The sequence below is a fragment of the Amycolatopsis sp. NPDC003676 genome (assembly GCF_053587275.1).
The window spans coordinates 76,516-94,222 of the sequence record NZ_JBSFNS010000018.1 but is presented as its reverse complement, the minus strand read 5'-3'; the positions used below and the strand labels follow the sequence as shown (position 1 = coordinate 94,222).

At 68.3% G+C, this 17,707-nt stretch carries 13 protein-coding genes and 1 pseudogene; 13 read left to right on the top strand and 1 reads right to left on the bottom strand.

Going from position 1 to position 17,707, the window contains the following annotated elements; translation table 11 throughout:
* The first annotated feature begins 127 nt into the window (after positions 1 to 127).
* Positions 128 to 697, top strand: a complete 570-nt coding sequence (locus ACWDNU_RS14640) for a YdcF family protein (protein ID WP_449669165.1) — start codon at positions 128 to 130, stop codon at positions 695 to 697.
* A gap of 355 nt (positions 698 to 1,052) precedes the next feature.
* On the opposite strand, the gene ACWDNU_RS14635 is transcribed toward ACWDNU_RS14640, so the two are convergent.
* Positions 1,053 to 2,084, bottom strand: coding sequence for a TetR/AcrR family transcriptional regulator C-terminal ligand-binding domain-containing protein (locus tag ACWDNU_RS14635; RefSeq protein WP_449669164.1), 1,032 nt, complete (start codon positions 2,082 to 2,084; stop codon positions 1,053 to 1,055).
* Positions 2,085 to 2,170: 86 nt separating this feature from the next.
* On the opposite strand from ACWDNU_RS14635, the pseudogene ACWDNU_RS14630 reads away from it, so the two are divergent.
* The 12 genes and pseudogenes from ACWDNU_RS14630 to ACWDNU_RS14575 form a co-directional block, all read left to right on the top strand.
* Positions 2,171 to 2,473 (top strand): annotated as a pseudogene (locus ACWDNU_RS14630) (FAD-dependent monooxygenase); the annotation flags it as partial.
* A gap of 22 nt (positions 2,474 to 2,495) precedes the next feature.
* Positions 2,496 to 3,638, top strand: a complete 1,143-nt coding sequence (locus ACWDNU_RS14625; protein ID WP_449669184.1) for an FAD-dependent monooxygenase — start codon at positions 2,496 to 2,498, stop codon at positions 3,636 to 3,638.
* 9 nt (positions 3,639 to 3,647) lie between these two features.
* A complete protein-coding gene (locus tag ACWDNU_RS14620; protein WP_449669163.1) occupies positions 3,648 to 4,076 on the top strand; it encodes a MarR family winged helix-turn-helix transcriptional regulator in 429 nt (142 codons plus the stop codon).
* 42 nt (positions 4,077 to 4,118) lie between these two features.
* Positions 4,119 to 7,253: an NACHT domain-containing protein gene (locus ACWDNU_RS14615; protein ID WP_449669162.1), complete on the top strand. Its 3,135-nt coding sequence runs from the start codon at positions 4,119 to 4,121 to the stop codon at positions 7,251 to 7,253.
* A 355-nt stretch (positions 7,254 to 7,608) separates the two neighbouring features.
* Complete coding sequence (gene abc-f / locus ACWDNU_RS14610; RefSeq protein WP_449669161.1) at positions 7,609 to 9,231, top strand: ribosomal protection-like ABC-F family protein; 1,623 nt, start codon at positions 7,609 to 7,611, stop codon at positions 9,229 to 9,231.
* Positions 9,228 to 10,844 (top strand): ABC-F family ATP-binding cassette domain-containing protein, encoded by a 1,617-nt coding sequence (locus tag ACWDNU_RS14605; protein ID WP_449669160.1) that lies wholly within the window; start codon positions 9,228 to 9,230, stop codon positions 10,842 to 10,844. The genes abc-f and ACWDNU_RS14605 overlap by 4 nt, the downstream gene beginning before the upstream one ends.
* Positions 10,845 to 10,923: 79 nt before the next feature.
* Entirely contained in the window at positions 10,924 to 12,051 is a 1,128-nt protein-coding gene (locus ACWDNU_RS14600; RefSeq protein WP_449669159.1) for a serine hydrolase domain-containing protein, read from the top strand.
* A 63-nt stretch (positions 12,052 to 12,114) separates the two neighbouring features.
* On the top strand, positions 12,115 to 13,287 hold the full coding sequence (locus ACWDNU_RS14595; protein ID WP_449669158.1) for an SPFH domain-containing protein: 1,173 nt from the start codon (positions 12,115 to 12,117) through the stop codon (positions 13,285 to 13,287).
* Positions 13,288 to 13,312: 25 nt separating this feature from the next.
* Entirely contained in the window at positions 13,313 to 14,446 is a 1,134-nt protein-coding gene (locus ACWDNU_RS14590) for a hypothetical protein (protein ID WP_370934928.1), read from the top strand.
* Positions 14,447 to 14,619: 173 nt separating this feature from the next.
* Positions 14,620 to 15,720 carry a methyltransferase gene (locus ACWDNU_RS14585; RefSeq protein WP_449669157.1) on the top strand — a complete coding sequence of 367 codons (1,101 nt, stop codon included), beginning with the start codon at positions 14,620 to 14,622 and terminating at the stop codon, positions 15,718 to 15,720.
* A gap of 63 nt (positions 15,721 to 15,783) precedes the next feature.
* Positions 15,784 to 17,052 carry a sensor histidine kinase gene (locus tag ACWDNU_RS14580; RefSeq protein ID WP_449669156.1) on the top strand — a complete coding sequence of 423 codons (1,269 nt, stop codon included), beginning with the start codon at positions 15,784 to 15,786 and terminating at the stop codon, positions 17,050 to 17,052.
* A gap of 227 nt (positions 17,053 to 17,279) precedes the next feature.
* Entirely contained in the window at positions 17,280 to 17,654 is a 375-nt protein-coding gene (locus tag ACWDNU_RS14575) for a helix-turn-helix domain-containing protein (RefSeq protein ID WP_370934926.1), read from the top strand.
* Positions 17,655 to 17,707: the final 53 nt, after the last annotated feature.

Below are 17,707 nucleotides of genomic sequence, written 5' to 3'. Positions count from 1 at the left end.
GCTCCTCCCGACTACCGGACGGCGACGTAGCGGTTCGTGTGACAGTACCTTCGCGGATCGACAAGTTCCAGACGTGCGTCTTTCTCGCTCTGGTCTGTCCTTTGTGGACAATGGTAAGATCGGGTGAATGCTGCGGCGTTTTCTGATGCTTTTCCTCCTGCTGCTCGGCTGGGCCGAATGGGAACACTGGCGATCCTCCCGGCGCGCAATGGGCGCCCGCCCCGGCACGACGGGAACCGGCGAGGCAGTCGTCGTGCTCGGGTACCGAAACGGCGGGTCGCGGGCCAATTTCGTGAACCGCTGGCGAGTGCGGGCGGCAGTACGTTCACAGGCGCCCGGACCGTCGCGACTGGTGCTGTGCGGCGGAGCCGTCGGCGGCGCGGAGGCGGAGGCCGCGCTGATGGCGCGGTACGCACGGGAGCACGGCTACCGCGGTTCGCTCGTGCTCGAAACCGAGAGCCGGTCGACGTGGGAGAACGTGCTCCACGCGGTGCCGTTGATCGAGGACGCGGACCGGATCAAGATCGTCTCGGATTCCTTGCACGCGGAGAAAGCGCGGCATTACCTGCGGAAGCACCGACCGGACCTGGCGGAGCGACTGGTGCCCGCCGCGGACTACCGATTCGGGGAGTGGCTGGCCCTGAAGCCGGTGCTGGCAGTCATGGGGAAGCGAAGCCTGCGGCGGCTGCGGCGGTAAGCCGGGGCGTCTCGCGGCGCGACTGCGGTGCGGAGCCGAGAGCGAACGTGACCCGGAGCGATCTCGCCGCGCGCCGACCTCGCCACCAAGCTCGGACCGGCGCTTCTCACCGCGCACTGGCGCCGCGAACACCGCGAGCAGGCCGCGCGGCTCGCCGCCCGTCGGCGCTGCGAGCGAGCCGGACACACCTCACCGCGCAAGGCATCGCGAGCAGGCCGCACGCAAGCAAACGCGAGCAATCGACGCGAGCCGCGCCCCTGCCATCCCACAAGCCCACCCCACCCCGCACCCCGCCGAAGGGCGCGCGCGTTCAGGGCTCGTGAGTGGCAAAACCGGTTAGAACCGGCGGTGCCACTCACGAGCCCCCTGGCAGATGCGCGTTGATCTTGGCCACCAACGTCTTCAGCCCGTCCCGCTCCTCCTGGTCGAGCGAAGCGAAGACCATCTCGTCCGCGTCAGCCAACACCGCGTCGAGCCCGGCGGCCAGGGCGGTCCCGGCCGGGGTGGCGTAGACCCGCTTGCGCCCGCCTTCCGTGCGCCGCTCGACCAGTCCGCGGCGTTCGAGCCCCTTCAACAACAGCGAGACGTTCGCGGGCGTTGTATGGCTCATCTCCGCGACGTCGCGCTGGATGACGCCGGGCTGCCGCTCCAGGTAGCCGAGCACCATGGCCTGCTCGAAGGTCAGGTCGCGCGAGCGGCTCCATTCCTCGATCCGCTTGCGCTGCGCCCAGCGAATCGACCGGAAAAGGTCGCCCGGCATCGGTTCCGGTCGCTTTTCGGCAGTCGGAGTTAAATCCTTAACAACTGGCTGCACGAGGGGCAGGAAAAGCTCGTCGACGATCGACCGGATCCGCGCGGGCCGGAGCGGGGCGAGGTCCAGCAGGAGGTCGTGCCGCATCAGCTGGAACGGCATTTCGAGCACCGTCCCGGAGAGACGCGCCAGGTCGATCTCGCCGCGAGCGTGGGCGCGCTGGTAGATGTCTCGCGAGAGCAGCCGGTCGCCGACGATCCGGTCCCGGACCTGCGCGGGCGTGGCACCGGCGCTGGCCGACAACCCGGAGATGGCCGCGGCCGCCGCGATGGCGAAGAATCCGGCCAGTGCTTCGCTCGCCGCGGTCAGGTACGCGAGCAGATCGCCGCGCAGGCTTCCGGTGTCGGGAACGATGATCGGGTGGTCGTCGCGGTGCCGCCGCATCGCGGCCAGCACGAGTTCGTCCTTGTTGGCCCACCGCCGGTAGAGCACGGCCTCGCTCGTGCGGGCGCGGACGGCGACCGACTCCATGGTCAGCCGCGAGTACCCGGCTTCGACCAGTTCGTCCCATCCGGCGGCCAGCAACGCGGATTCCAGTTCCTCGCCATGCCGGCGGCGCGCGGTTTCAGGGGCCACCTCGTCCACGATAGAAAGGTTTGTCTTTCTTAGCAAGTTTCCCTACTCTGGTGGAGAGGAGTTCTTCGGAGCCAGGGGGTAGAGAAATGTCGCGAGCAAACCTGTCCACGCCGGAATTGCCGGTACTGATCGCCGGAGCGGGCCCGACCGGGCTGACGCTGGCCTGCGAACTCGCCCGGCGCGGCGTCGCGTTCCGGCTGATCGAAGCGTCCTCGGGCCCGCGCCCAGGCTCGCGCGGCAAGGGCCTGCAGCCGCGCAGTCTCGAGGTGTTCGACGACCTCGGCGTCATCGACCGCATTCTCGCCAACGGCCAGGCAGCGATGCCGATCCGCCTGACCAGCCCCCGACGGCCGGACGAGCGGCGGCCCGACCTACGAGGAGCGTCCCGATGTCCCTTACCCCGCAACGGTCATCACCCCGCAATGGCGAGTCGAAGAAACCCTCGGCCTCCGCCTCGCCGAACTCGGCGGCGCGGTCGAATTCGGCACCGCGATCGAGAGTTTCGACCAATCCGCCGACGCCGTCACGGCAGTCCTTCGCACCGGCGACCAGACCGAAACCGTCCGCGCACAGTGGCTGGTCGGCTGCGACGGCGGACGCAGCGTCGTGCGCAAACAAGCCGGAATCGCCTTCGACGGCGAAACGGATGAACAGCTGCGGATGATCGTCGCCGACCTGGCCGTCGACGGCCTCGACCGCGACGCCTGGCACATGTGGCGCTGCGACGAGGGCTTCGTCAGCCTCTGCCCGCTGCCCTCCACCGACCTGTTCCAGTATCAGGCGTCCTTCGGCGGCGAACCCAGCCTCGACCTCGCCACCCTGCAAACGATCTTCGACCGCCGCAGCGGCCGCGGCGACCTCCGCCTGCACAAGCCGGAATGGACGTCCGTGTGGCGCTCCAACACCCGCTTGGCCGAGCGATACCGCAACGGCCGCGTCTTCCTCGCCGGCGACGCCGCGCACGTGCACTCCCCCGCCGGCGGCCAGGGCATGAACACCGGCATCCAGGACGCGCACAACCTGGGCTGGAAACTCGCCGCCGCCTCGCCCGCCCTGCTGGACACCTACGAGGCCGAACGCCGCCCGGTCGCCGCCGGCGTGCTGCAGTTGTCGACCGCGCGGCTGGCCGAAGCCGTCAAGCAGAAGAGCATCCCGATCCGCAGCGATCGGGACACGACCCAGCTCAACGTCAACTACCGCGGTTCCGTACTGGCCCGCGACGACCGCAGCGAGTCCGCCCAGCTCCGCGCGGGCGACCGCGCCCCCGACGCCCCCGGCCTCACCACCACGACCGGCGAACGCCGCCTGTTCGACCTCACCCGCGGCGGCCGCTTCACCCTGCTCAACTTCGGCCCCCGGTTCGAGTCCTCCGTGCGCACCTTCCACGTCGTCACCACCCCCTCCGCGGCCGACGAGATCGCCGATTCCGGCGGCCACCTGGCCCGCGCATTCGCCCCGACCGACCGCACCCTCGTCCTGCTCCGCCCCGACGGCTATGTCGGCCTGATCTCGGACGCGGGCGACTTCGCAGCTGTCACGGAGTACCTGCTCTAGCCTCTTCCCATGTCCGCCCCCGACGAACTGGCCGCGACGCTGTACGGCGCGGTCAGCCTGATCGCCCGCAGGCTGCGCCAGAGCCAGGTCACGGCCGAACTGTCCCTGCCGGAACGCTCCGCGCTGGCCCGCCTGGACCGCGACGGCCCCGCCACCACCGCCGCACTGGCCCGCGCCGAGCAGATCACCCCGCAGGCCATGAGCTCGACGATCAGCGGCCTGGCCACCCGCGGTTTCGTCACCCGCGACGCCGACCCCGCCGACGGACGCCAGATGATCGTCTCGCTGACCCCCGAGGGGGTTGAGGTGCTGCGCGCCCGCCGCGACGCCCGGATGCGCCAGTTCGAGGCTTCGCTCAGCTCGGGCTTTTCCCCAGAGGAGCTGGCTGTGCTTAAGGAAGCAGCACCGTTGCTGGAACGGCTAGGCCAGACGTTCTGAACCGCTCCACTGCGCGCCCTTGACTCGCTACGGTGATGTGTCATGAGCGGGCTGGAAGCGGGTGCGGTCAAGATCGGCGGGAAAATCGCGACACACGCGGCGAAGTCGTGGCTGCAGCGATGGAAGGACCGCAAGACCCGAGGCCTGAGCCTGGTCGAACTCGCCGCTGGCGCCGGACCGCTCGGCCAAGCGAACCTGGAGCGGTTGCTGCAGACCATCGGAACCCAGGTCGCGACTGAGCTGGAACCGGTGCTGCGGAACGAATATGCCGCTTTGCCGGAGTCCGAAGCCGCTGCGGTGTTCGCGGCTGTCGAAGATGCGCTGGGCGCGGTCGATCTCTCCGACGATGCCCTTCTAGCTGCTGATGCGGACGAGGAGCAACTCGCTCGACAGGTGCGTGCCCAGTGCCCGGCTAATGAGTTCCTGTCAGCGGCTGGGGCGGCGTTGTATGACGTGGCGTTGGACCAGTCGTGCCGCCAGCTGGTGCTGATCGTGCGGCATCTGCCGTCCTTCCAGCCGACGGCGTTGGTCGAGGTGTTGAAGCGGCTGAATCAGCAGTCCAACCAGCTGGAGGAACTGCTGGCCCGGCTGCCGAAGACGAGCCTGACCGAAGCGGGAACGGATCATGTCCAGTTCCGGAACGAGTACCTGCGGGTGCTGGCGGACAAGCTGGACCATCTGGAACTGCTTGGGCTGACGATGGAGGACCAGCCGACGTTGCCGTTGACGGTCGCGTATCTGAGCCTGAGCGTGACCGCGCAGAACCCACGACGGCGGGTTGCCCGGCGGCCGGACTGGTTCGAGCAGCACTCCGGCGGCACCGTTCGCGTCGAGGACGCGATTCATCGCTCGGACCGCACCCTCGTGCGCGGCGAGGCGGGTTCAGGCAAGACGACGCTGCTGGACTGGCTGGCCGTAACCGCGGCCCGCGGCGGCTTCACCGGACGGCTGGCCTCGTGGAACGGCTTCGTCCCCTTTCCGATCCGCCTGCGGAGCCTCCACAATGGCCAACTGCCGGATGCGGACGACTTCGTCGCGCTGGGAGTCGAAGGGCTGGCCAAGCGGGCACCATCCGACTGGGCAGACAAGGTGCTGCGCTCCGGCAAGGCGATCGTCCTGGTCGACGGAGTGGACGAGGTCGAGCCCGGGCAACGCCGGAAAGTCAAGGTCTGGCTGCGAGAACTCAGGTCGATCTACCCCGCGGCACGCATCGTGGTGACGTCCCGGTCGGCGGCCGCCGAGCAGCATTGGCTGATGTCGGAGGGCTTCGACTCGGTCACGCTCGAACCGATGACCGCCCCGGACATCCACGCGCTGGTGGAACGCTGGCATCAGGCCGCCGCACACGTCCGCCCCGGCGCGGACCTCGCCGCCGCCCAGCGCAGGTTGCTGAGCCAGCTCGACAACCGCCCCCATCTCCAGGCGCTCGCGGCGAATCCCCTGTTGTGCGCGGTGTTGTGCGCGTTGAACCTCGCCCACCGCTCAGAGCTGCCGCGCGACCGGATGGACTTGTACCGCAAGGCATTGTCCATGCTCGTCCACTCGCGCGACGCCGAGCGCAACATCCCGGCCCTGCTCACCGAACAGCAGAAACACGTCCTGCTCGGCCACCTCGCCTGGCGGCTGACGTCGGGCAGCAAGGTGGAGCTTCCGGAAGCCGAAGTCCGGGAACACCTGGAGTACCGGCTGAAATCGCTTCCGCACGTCGCCCACAGCCCGGACAAAGTCGTGAAGCACCTGGTGGAACGCAGCGGTGTGCTGCGTTCCCCGACCAAGGGCCGGATCGACTTCGTGCACCGGACGTTCCAGGAGTACCTCGCCGGAAGCGAAGCCACCGAGGCCGGGTACGTCGACATGTTGATCGCCAACGCCCACCGCGACACCTGGCGCGAGACGGTGGTGATGGCTTGCGGACACGCGAAAAACCACCAGTCGACGAAACTGCTGCGGGAAATTCTGGACCGGGCTGACAGCGAGCCTCGGCACGCTCGTCGGCTACGGTTGCTTGCCGCTGCCTGCCTGGAAACGGTCGGGGATGTGGATCCGGAGGTGATCGAGCGGGTCCGGCAGGCTATCCGGGAGCATCTGGTTCCGCCTCGCAGCATCCGGGAAGCCCGATCGCTGGGGTCGGTCGGGAGCCAGTTGCTGCATTATCTGCCGGAGAACCTGACCGGGTTGAGCGACGCCGTCGCTCGCGCGACCGTTGCCGCCGCGGTGGCGTGCACCGGGGACGAAGTCCTACCGCTGCTGCGGAACTACGCCCAGGATGACCGGGCGGAAGTACAGATGGAGCTCGCGCAAGCATGGGAGTACTTCGATCCCGCGCGCTACGCGGAGGAGGTTCTCGCTGACGCGCCGCTGATCGATGGATACCTCAATGTGCGCAGCAACCACTTGATCCCACACACGAAAAAGCTGAAGAACCTCACCGATTTGCGCATCGGCTTGTGGGACGGCGATTTCGCTGGGGTTTCGGACGCACCGGCGCTTCGCGACTTATTTCTGGTCTTCGCTTTCGAGGAGTCAATCAGCTTGAAACCTCTTGCCAGGCAAACCGGATTGACAAGGGTGTCGTTGCATGGAGCCCGCAGCTACACCGACCTGAACATCCTGAAGCGGCTTCCTGAGCTGGAACACCTTTCTCTGTACCGGCATACTCCCTGGCGGAGCATCCGGGCGTTCGGGGAGCTTGCGCATCTCACGTACCTGTCGCTGGACGCGTTGTCGGCCATCACCAGTCTCGACGTACTGGCAGATCTGAAGAATCTCGCCGACATGCACCTCACGGACTGTCCCGAACAGGCGATCGCCGCTACACCAACCCTCACCACCGTGCGGAGACTGATCCTCTCCGGGGACTCAGTACCTGACCTCGGCCTGCTCACCGATACATTTCCGAACCTCACCATCCTGGGCCTCGAGGGCAGCCCCGCACCCGATCTCCGGCCGCTGTTCGCTTTGCCGCTTCGGCGGCTGAGTCTGGATAACGAAGCCAATTACGATCTCGGCTTGCTGACCACCCATCCGACCCTGACCGAGCTGGCGATCTTCGTCGGCAACGAACCGCTCGACGTGACCCCGCTGAAGGACGGCCAGTTGACGTTGTGCGTCAGCCGGATAGACGAGCTGATCGGAGTCGACCAGCTCGGCCCCGGTGTCAAACTCGAGTACTTCTAGCCCCGTCCACAGTGGAACTCGGATGCGCATCCTCCGCTTCCTGGTATCCTCGCCAACGGACAGCAGCCCCGATCCAGAGGATTCCTATCGTGGTGGGTGAAGACGACATCTCCGGGTGAGCCCGGGGCACGGGCCATCACGGCACCGGCCCCTCGCTGATCCCTGCGCGGCGCAAAGACCGCGCGCGGAGGTTCCCCGTGCACGTCGCACGGGCTGCGAGGCATCCCGACCTCAGGCAAGCGCGCCGAAACCAGGTCGGATGGAGCCCAGAAACAGGCAGGTCGCGGATGGCCCCACCCAAGTCGTCCACATCACTTCGCAGGACAACCCTGCCGATCCACCGCGAGGCCGCACCATGTCCGATCTTCGTATCGTCCTGTCCGGGATTTCCTTCTCCTGGCCCGACGACACCCTCGTCTTCGACCAGCTCTCCGCCACCTTCCCCGCGGGCCGCACCGGGCTTGTCGCGCCCAATGGGGCCGGGAAGTCCACTCTGCTGAAGCTCATCGCCGGGCAGCTCAAACCGGCCGCGGGCAGTGTCAGCGTCGACGGGGTGCTCGGGTATCTCCCCCAGGACCTGCCGCTCACCGCGGATCGCACGGTCGCCGAGGTGCTCGGCATCGACGCGATCCTCAAGGCCATCTCGGCCGTCGAGGAGGGCGACGCGGCCGAGGAGCACTTCACCACCATCGGCGCGGACTGGGACATCGAGGACCGCACCCGCGCGCAGCTCGACCGGCTCGGGCTGGGCGATCTCACGCTCGACCGGCTGCTCGGCACGCTCAGCGGCGGCCAGGTCGTCTCGCTCGGGCTCGCCGCGCAGCTGTTGCGCAGCCCGGACGTCCTGCTGCTCGACGAGCCCACCAACAACCTCGACCACACCGCTCGCCAGCAGCTGTACGACGTGCTCTCCGACTGGTCGGGCTGCCTTCTCGTCGTCAGCCACGACCGCGCGCTGCTCGACCGGATGGACCGGATCGCCGAGCTCGGCGCGGACGAAATCCGTTTCTACGGCGGGAATTTCACCGAGTACGAGCAAACCGTGCAGGCCGAACGGGAGGTCGCGGAAAAGAATATCCGCAACGCCGAACAAGAGGTCAAACGCGAGAAGCGCGAAATGCAGCAGGCCCGGGAACGCGCGGCGAAGCGGGCCAGCAATGCGCAGCGAAATCTGTCCAGCGCGGGTCTGCCAAAGATCTTCGCGGGGACGATGAAGCGCAACGCACAGGAGTCCGCGGCGAAGGCGGACGGTACGCACGCGGCGCGGGTCAGTGCGGCGAAGGCCAAGCTCGACCAGGCGGAACGGTCGTTGCGGGAGGATCAGAAGATCAGCCTGGAGCTGCCCAAAACAGCGGTACCGGCGGGGCGGACGTTGTTTGACGGCAAGCATCTTCGGGTGCGCGGCCTGTTCGCGGGCGAGGGTGCGGATCTGTCGATCCGTGGTCCCGAGCGCATTGCGCTTACCGGACCGAATGGCGTGGGCAAGTCGACCTTGCTGCGGCTGATGCACGGCACGCTCACGCCGGACGCGGGCGAGATCAGCCGGGCGGACGGGCGGATCGCGTATTTGTCGCAGCGGCTCGATTTGCTGAACCCGGAACGCACGGTCGCGGAGAATCTCGCCGACGCGGCACCGGAAATGCTGCCTGCGGACCGGATGAATCTGTTGGCGCGCTTCCTGTTCCGGGGCGCGCGGGCGCACTTGCCGGTCGGCGTGCTGTCCGGCGGCGAACGGCTGCGCGCGACTCTCGCGTGCGTTCTCTTCGCCGAGCCTGCCCCGCAACTGCTGCTGCTCGACGAGCCCACGAACAACCTCGACCTGGTCAGCGCCGGCCAGCTGGAAAGCGCGCTCAACGCCTACCAGGGCGGGTTCGTGGTGGTCAGCCACGACGAGCGGTTCCTGGCCGAGATCGGCGTCGACCGCTGGCTGTGGCTGGAAAACGGGCAGCTGCGGGAAACGGCCGGGATCACGGAATGACCGCCCTGCGCGCGCACGAGATCGTGCGGGTGCTCGGGGAACGGCGCGTGCTCGACGGAGTGTCGGTCACCGCCGCCCCCGGTCGCCGGATCGGGGTGATCGGCGAGAACGGCACCGGGAAATCGACGCTGTTGAGAGTGCTCGCGGGGGTGGACCAGCCGGATCGGGGCGAGGTCGAACGGCCGCCGGATCTTGGCTTCCTGCACCAGGAAATGCCGTTCGACCCGGCCGAGAAGGTCGCTGACGTCCTCGATCAAGCCCTCGCCGCGGCCCGCGAAGTGCTGGCCGAGCTTGACCGGGTCGCAGCACTGCTCGCCGAAGCGCCCGAGGACGCCGCGTTGCTGGCCGAGTACGCCGAATTGCTCGACCAGGCCCAGCAACACGAGGCGTGGGACGCGGACCGGCGAGCGGAGATCGTGCTCACCGGCCTGGGGCTCGACGGGATCGACCGAGGGCGCACGCTCGGCTCCCTTTCCGGCGGCCAGCGCGGGCGGCTCGCCCTGACCGGGCTGCTGGTCCGCCGTCCGTCGGCGGTGCTGCTCGACGAACCGACCAACCACCTCGACGCCGAAGCCGCCGCGTTTCTCGAGGCCCAGCTGCGCGAACTGCCCGGCACCGTCGTGTTCGCGAGCCACGACCGGGCGTTCCTCGACGCGGTGTGCACCGACATCCTCGACCTCGACCCGGCCCCGGACGGCCCGGTGCGCCACGGCGGCACCTACACCGAATACCTCGGCTGGAAACGGGCCGAACGCGAGCGCTGGGAACGGCAGTACCTCGAAGAGCAGGAAGAACTGGAAGAGCTGCGCGACACGCTCGGCGTCACCGCGCATCGGGTCGCCCCGGGCCGCCTCGCGCCGGACAACGAGAAAATGGGGCTCGGCCGCAGGTCCGGCCGCGTGCAGAACCAGATCTCCCGCCGGACCCGGGCCACCACGCGGAAGCTGGACGAGCGGGAACGCGCCCAGGTTCCCGCGCCACCGCCGCCGCTCCGGTTCCGCCCGCACGCGCTGGCCGTCGAGAACCCTGAAGAAACCCTTGTCACGCTGGACAATGTGCGTCTGCCAGACCGGCTTTCCCTAGACCGCCTGGAAATCCAGACCGACACCCGGCTGCTGGTCACCGGCCCGAACGGGGCGGGAAAGTCCACGCTGCTTCTGCTCTTGTCCGGCGACCTCACCGCAAAAGGCGTAACCCGACAGCCCAACCTGAGCACCGGAATCCTCAGCCAGGACACCACTTTCGCCCGCCCGCAACGCACCGCCCGCGCCACCTACCTCGCCACGCTCGGCCCGGAACGCGTCACCGCGGTTCCGCTGAACTCGTTGGGATTGCTGACAAATCGCGAAGCTTCCCGACCGGTCGGCGAGTTGTCCGTCGGGCAGCGCCGCCGTCTCGCGCTCGCGCTCCTCATCGCCGATCCGCCGCACCTGCTGTTGCTCGACGAACCGACCAACCACCTCTCCCCCACGCTGTGCGACGAACTGGAGGACGCCCTCGGCAGCAGCCCGGGCGCGATCGTCGCCGCCACGCACGACCGGCGGCTGCGCGAAAACTGGACCGGGCAAGTCCTCGATATCGGACCCGACCACCGCGCTAGGCCGTTAGAGTGATCCGGACCGGGCGGGTGTCCAGTGGAAGGCCCGGGCGACGACCACTCCGCGGAACATCCGCCCGCGAAGGGAACGACCGATGAAGCACGAAAGCCTCCGCCGCCACGTCGACTCCGGGTTCATCCCGGGCGCGGTAGCCCTCGTCGCGCACGGCGACGACGTCGAGGTGACCGCGCTGGGATCTCTCGACGTCGAGGGCACCTCGCCGATGGCCCGCGACACCATCTTCCGCATCGCCTCCATCACCAAGCCGATCATCGCGGCAGCAGTACTGCTGCTGATCGAGGACGGCCGCTTCGGCCTGGACACCCCCATCGCCGAATGGCTGCCCGAATTGGCCGACCCGATGGTCGTGCGGACGCCGCAAAGCCCGGTCGACGACGTCGTACCCGCGGAAAAGCCGATCACCGTCCGCGACCTGCTGACCTTCCGCGCCGGCTACGGCTTCCCGTCAGACTTCTCCCTCCCGCAGGTCCAGGAGCTGTTCACGGTGCAGACCGACGGCCGCGAGGTCCGGCTGCGCCCGGAACCCGACGAGTGGCTCGCCCGGCTGGCCCGCATCCCGCTGCTGCACCAGCCCGGCACGGCCTGGCTGTACGACACCTGCTCTGACCTGCAAGGCATCCTCATCGCCCGCGCGTCCGGCCAGTCGCTGCCGGACTTCCTCGCCGAGCGGGTGTTCGAGCCGCTCGGCATGGCCGACACCGCGTTCGAGGTGCCCGCCGCCAAACGACACCGGTTCGCCAGCTACTACCGCGCGGGCGAGAACGGCCTGGAGCTGGCCGACGCCCCGGACGGCCAGTGGCGCGAGGTGCCGCCCTTCCCGGCCGGATCCGGCGGGCTCGCGGGCACCGCGGACGATTGGCACCGCTTTGCCCGAATGCTCCTTTCCGACGGCGAAGGATTGCTGTCGAAGGAATCCGTCCGGCAGATGACGGCCAACCACCTCACCGCGGAACAGATCGCGGCCAATCCGGTCTTCCTCGAAGGCCAGGGCTGGGGATTCGGCGGAGCGGTCGACGTCGCGCCGACGCAGCCGTGGCAGGTCGCGGGCCGCTACGGCTGGGTCGGCGGCACCGGAACCAGCGCCTACCTGACGCCGTCGAGGAGTTCGGTGGCGATTCTTCTCACCCAGCGCGGGGTGGACGGACCCGGTGGCATACCGCACATGCAGGACTTTTGGCGCGAGGCGGCCGCGCCGCAGTGATCCGGCGCGGGTCGCGCACTGTACTGTGGCCCGCGGGCACGAGGCAACGACGAGGGGTCAGACGTGGGCATCTTCGACAAGATCCGCGGCGAGTTCATCGACATCATCGAGTGGACCGACGACAGCCGGGACACCATCGTGTGGCGCTTCCCGCGCTACGACAACGAGATCAAGATGGGCGCCAAGCTCACCGTCCGCGAATCGCAGGCCGCGGTGTTCGTGAACGAGGGCCAGGTCGCCGACGCCTACCCGCCGGGCATGTACACGCTGCAGACGCAGAACATGCCGATCATGTCCACCCTCAAGGGCTGGAAGTACGGCTTCAACTCGCCGTTCAAGGCCGAGGTGTATTTCGTCAACACCCGGCAGTTCACCGACCTCAAATGGGGCACGCAGAACCCGGTCATCCTGCGCGACCCCGAGTTCGGCATGGTCCGGCTGCGCGCGTTCGGAGGCTACGCGGTCCGCGTGGTCGAGCCGGTCGCGCTGCTGAAGGAACTGGCCGGCACCGACCCGCAGTTCCGCACCGAAGAGGTGTCGGATTACCTGCGCAGCATGGTCATCAGCAAGCTCGGGCCCGCGATCGCGGCGGCCCAGGTGCCGATGCTCGACCTGGTCACCCAGCAGGAGCAGATCGCGGGCAAGATCGCGGTCGCGCTGAACCTCGAACTGCGCGAGGTCGGCATCGAGATCTCGAAGTTCATGATCGAGAACATCTCGGTGCCGCCCGAGGTCGAGGCCGCGATGGACAAGCGGACCCAGATGGGCGTGGTCGGCGACCTCGACCAGTACACGAAGTTCCAGTCCGCGAACGCGATCGAGGCGGCGGCGAACAACCAGGGCGGCGCGGGCGAGGGGCTGGGCATCGGCCTCGGCATGGCGCTCGGCCAGCGCGCGGCCGGACCGCAGCAGCAGCCCGCCCCGCAGCAGTACCAGCAGCAGGCTCCCCAGCAATACCAGCAGCCGCAGTACCAGCAGGCCCCGCAGTACCAGCAGCAGGCCCCGCCGCAGATGCCGCCGCCGCTGCCGCAGGGCGAGCAGTGGTTCATCGGCGCGAACGGCCAGCAGCTCGGCCCGTTCGACCGCGCGGGCCTCGGCCAGCAGATCTCGGCGGGCACGCTCGCGCGGGACACCCTGGTGTGGAAGGCCGGCATGGCCCAGTGGACCGCGGCCGCGCAGGTGCCGGAGGTGTCGGCGCTGTTCGGCGCGACCCCGCCGCCGCTGCCGCCGTCCTGAGCCGCGTCGACCTTCTGGGGGACCCATGACTGACCCACGCTCCCAGCAGAGCGGCGTGGCCAACACGACCTATCCGTGCGGCGGCTGCGGCGCGCGGCTGGAGTTCGCGCCGGGCACGACGGCCATGCAGTGCCCGTACTGCGGCTTCCGGCAGGAAATCGCCGCGGGCGACCGGGAGATCCGCGAGATCCCTTTCGCCGAGCTGGCGAACCTGGCGCGCAAGCCGGTGGGTTCGATCGGCAAGTACGTCTTCGTGTGCCAGCGGTGCGCGGCCAGGACGGAAACCAACGAGACCGCCAGCATGTGCCAGTTCTGCGGCGCGCCGCTGGTCATCGAGCCAGGAGCGTCCGGTCAGCTGGTCCCTGAAGGCGTGCTGCCGTTCGCGTTCGACCGGCCCGCGGTCAGCACGCATCTGAAGAAGTGGACGTCTTCGCGCTGGTTCGCGCCGACCGCGTTGAAGAAGGTCACCACCGCGGAGTCCACGAAGAGCACGTACATCCCGCATTGGACTTACGACTCGCAGACCGTCTCGGTCTACACCGGCGCGCGCGGCGAGTACTACTACGTCACCGAGAGCTACTACGAGAACGGCGAGCGCAGGACGCGCGAAGTCCGCCATACGCGCTGGTACCCGGCACGCGGACGGGTCGCGCGGAACTTCGACGACGTCCTGGTCCCGGCGAGCACCCAGCTGCCGCTTCCGGAGCTGGACAAGCTCGCGCCGTGGCCGCTGCTCGACTCCGCGCCGTACCAGCCGCAGTTCCTCTCCGGGCACTTCGCGCTGCGGTACGACGTGGAGCCGGAAAACGGCTTCGAAGAGGCGAAAAACCGGATGGCGCCGATCATCGCCGACGACTGCAAGTACGACATCGGCGGCGACACCCAGCAGCTGAATTCGGTCGACACGCAGCACAACAACGTCACCTTCAAGCTGATGCTGCTGCCGGTGTGGGTCGCGACCTATGTGTACGCCGGGAAGAACTGGCAGATCCTCGTCAACGGCCGCACCGGCGAAATCCACGGCCAGCGTCCGTGGAGCAAGGTCAAGATCGCCATCGCGGTGGTGATCGCGCTGATCGTGATCGCGGCGATTGTCTACTTCGTCGCGACGAAGGGCCACAGCACCGGCACGACGCACCATTCGGTTACGCACCACTGAGTTTTCGAAGGAAGTGATGTGCCGTGCTGATGGGCATGGTTCTCGGCGACCGCTGCTCCCGCGTTTCGCGGGAGCACGCGGGCACGCCGCTGTCTTGACCGGCGGGAATCCCTGCCTGCTCTCTGCGAAGCGTCGACGGCTGACTGGCCCTTCGACCCTTCCCGGGAGCATTCATGTCCACCGTTCAGTGGACCGAAAACGGAACCACCCACACCGCCCGCTGGCATTCCGGCAACGGAACTCCGCCGCCGGGCCGCATTGTCGTCGTCGATGATCGGCTGACCGCTGCCGCGGCGCTGCGTTTCGCCCGCGCTGGCACCGGAATGCTGTGGCGCGGCGATTTTCCCAACGCGCGGCAGCTCGTGCGCGCCATGGACCGACGGCTTCCGCAGCGTTCCGGTTCTTTCGCCGAGGTGCGTTCAGCGCGCTCGGAACGCGCCACGCTGCTAGGGAAAATCCTGGTCTCGGTAGAGGATGACTATTCGCTGCGGCTGCGCCGAGCCCCCGACATCCGGGCCGCCTGCGAGCACGCTTTCGGCGGTTTACCCGGCACGATGATCTCGTTGCGTGAGCTGCTCGGCGCCCTGAGCGCTTATCAATGGCACCAGAAAGGCATACACATCAAGGCTTTGAACGCTCGGCTCTATCCCGCGTACAGCGTGTTCGCTCCGACACGCAGCGAATACCTCGATCTGGTCGCACGGGAACCGTTGCCGGGCAAGGGATCCCCGGTCGTGTTCGATCTCGGCACTGGTACCGGAGTGCTCGCCGCCATTCTCGCCCGGCGCGGCGCCGCCGAAGTGGTGGCGACCGACCTGAACCCGCGCGCCGTGCGCTGCGCACGCGACAACCTGCGGCGACTCGGCCTGGCCGACCGGGTCCGCGTCCTCGAAGCCGATCTCTGGCCCTCGCAGCGGCGCGCCGATCTGGTCGTCTGCAATCCGCCTTGGCTGCCCGGAAACCCGACTTCGGCGCTGGAACTCGGGATCTACGACGCCTCGTCCGCCATGCTGAACCGCTTCCTCGACGGCCTCCCGGACCATCTGACGCCGCATGGCGAAGGCTGGCTGATCCTGTCGGACCTCGCCGAGCACCTCGGTCTGCGGACCCGGGCCGACTTGCTCGACCGGATCTCCGCGGCCGGACTCATAGTCGCCGGACGGCGAGAAACCACGCCACGGCACCGAAGCGCCACGGACAGTGCCGATCCCTTGCACGCGCAGCGTTCCCGCGAAGCGACAATGCTGTGGCGGCTAACCATGTCCAGAGCGTGACCCGGCGTTTCCACACTGGACTACACCAATCGAATATCCTCGCCGAAGACACGGGGAGGGACGATGCCCGTACCGGGTTTTGCCGCACCGCGCCGGGACTTCGTGCGGACGCTGCTGCATCGCGGCAGCCCGCCGGAGCGGCCGGACGCGGGCGAGGACCTCACCGCGGTCGGCGACGCGACGCTCGCGCGCGCCGCGCGGTACTGGGTCGTCGTTCCGGTCGCCTACCGGATCGCCGCGTTCGTGAAGGTGTTCATCGGATTCGCCGCTGCCAACGGCAGCACCGGACTGTTCCCGGTGCTGCCCGCGGCCGTGCTGGGCGTCGTCGCGAACGCCGCGTTCCTGTGGTGGCTGCTGCGCTCCGGCGGGCTGCCCGCGCGGCGCACGCGACGGGTCCTCGCCGCGGACCTCTGCGCGGGACTCGCGCTGAACCTGCTGACCGCGGTGCTCGCGCCGGATTCGGTGCAGCCGTTCGCGATCGACGTCACCTGGACGTGGCTGGTCGGTTCGGTGGCGATGTGGGCCGGGACGTCCGGGCTGCCCGCCGCGTTGCTGCTGCTCGCCGCGGCCGTCCCGGTGCGCGTCCTGCTGACCTTGGCGGGCGGGCTGCGGCTGGACGACCATCTCGCGATCAACCGGTCGATCGGCTGTCTCGTAGCGCTGGCCGTGTCGATCGTGGTGGCGTGCGGGATCCTGGTGCTGCTGGGCGTCGGCACCCGGTTCGCCCTCGACATCGGCCTGCGCCGCGGTCAGGAAGCTGAACGCAAACGCACCCAGCGGCTGCTGCACGACAGCGTGCTTCAGACGCTGGAAGCGCTGGCGATCGCCCCGTCCGACGACGCGGACCACGCCGCCGAACGGCTCGCCCAACTGCGCTCAGTCGCGCACGCCGAGGCAGCCGAACTCCGCCGGAGCATCACCGAACCGATCGAACCGCGCACGAGACGCGGCTTCGTGGTCGAACTGGCCGACGTCGCCGCCGACATGGCCCGCGAGGGCCTGCGCACCCAACTCGTGGCTGCCGATTTCGCTGACGACGACCGTCTTTCCGCCGATCGCCGCACCGCGATGTGCGAAGCGGTACGAGAAGCGTTGCGCAACACGGTGAAGCACGCCGGAACCAGCCGCGTCGTGCTCCGAGTGGAAGAACGCGACGGCGGCACCGCGGTGGTCGCCCGAGACCAAGGCCGCGGCTTCGACGTACGCGAACGCGGCCCCGGATTCGGCATCCAGCAGTCGATCGAAGCGCGACTGGCGGAGGTCGGCGGCACCGGGCAAGTGGAATCGACGCCGGGGCACGGAACCCGGGTCACGCTTTGGGTGCCGCACTGACCGGCAGCCATTCCCGATAGCCGGGACGGGACCGCCCGGCCGCGATGATTCCGCAAAAACCACCGCGAGGTGCCAATTATTCAATCCCTCTTTCGCGCACTTGTGTAACCATTTGATAACAAACAACCTCCGCTCCTATGCACCACGTTCGTAGGTTCACATTTCCTGCCCCCGAGGCTGATAATGGAGGGTCGTTCACCTTCAGGCCCAGCAGCGGGAGCGCTTGCATGGACACGCCGGACGAGGCACGCACGAATCGGACCGAGCGGAATCGCCGGATGCTCGAATCCTGGCGGGCCGGCGCGTCGATCACCGAGATCGCCAGGGAACACGGCCTGTCCCTGAGCTGGACCGGACGGCTGCTGCGCCAGGAAGGCGCCGTGCTGCCGGAAATCCGCCAGGGGGTGCGCCGGGAACTCGACGTACCGCGAATAGTCCGCGAGTACCAATCTGGTTCTACTATTCAGAGCATCGCGGACACGCATCAGGCGTCCTATGGAACTATCCGTCGCTTGCTGCTCCGGGAAAAAGTGACGATACGCCCACATGGCGGCCAGAATGCTCTCGATCGGCGCACGCCCGGCGACACCCAGCGACCCTGATCATCGCCTCAGGGGTGGGTGATTCCGGCCGCATTCCGTTTCTTTTGCCACCC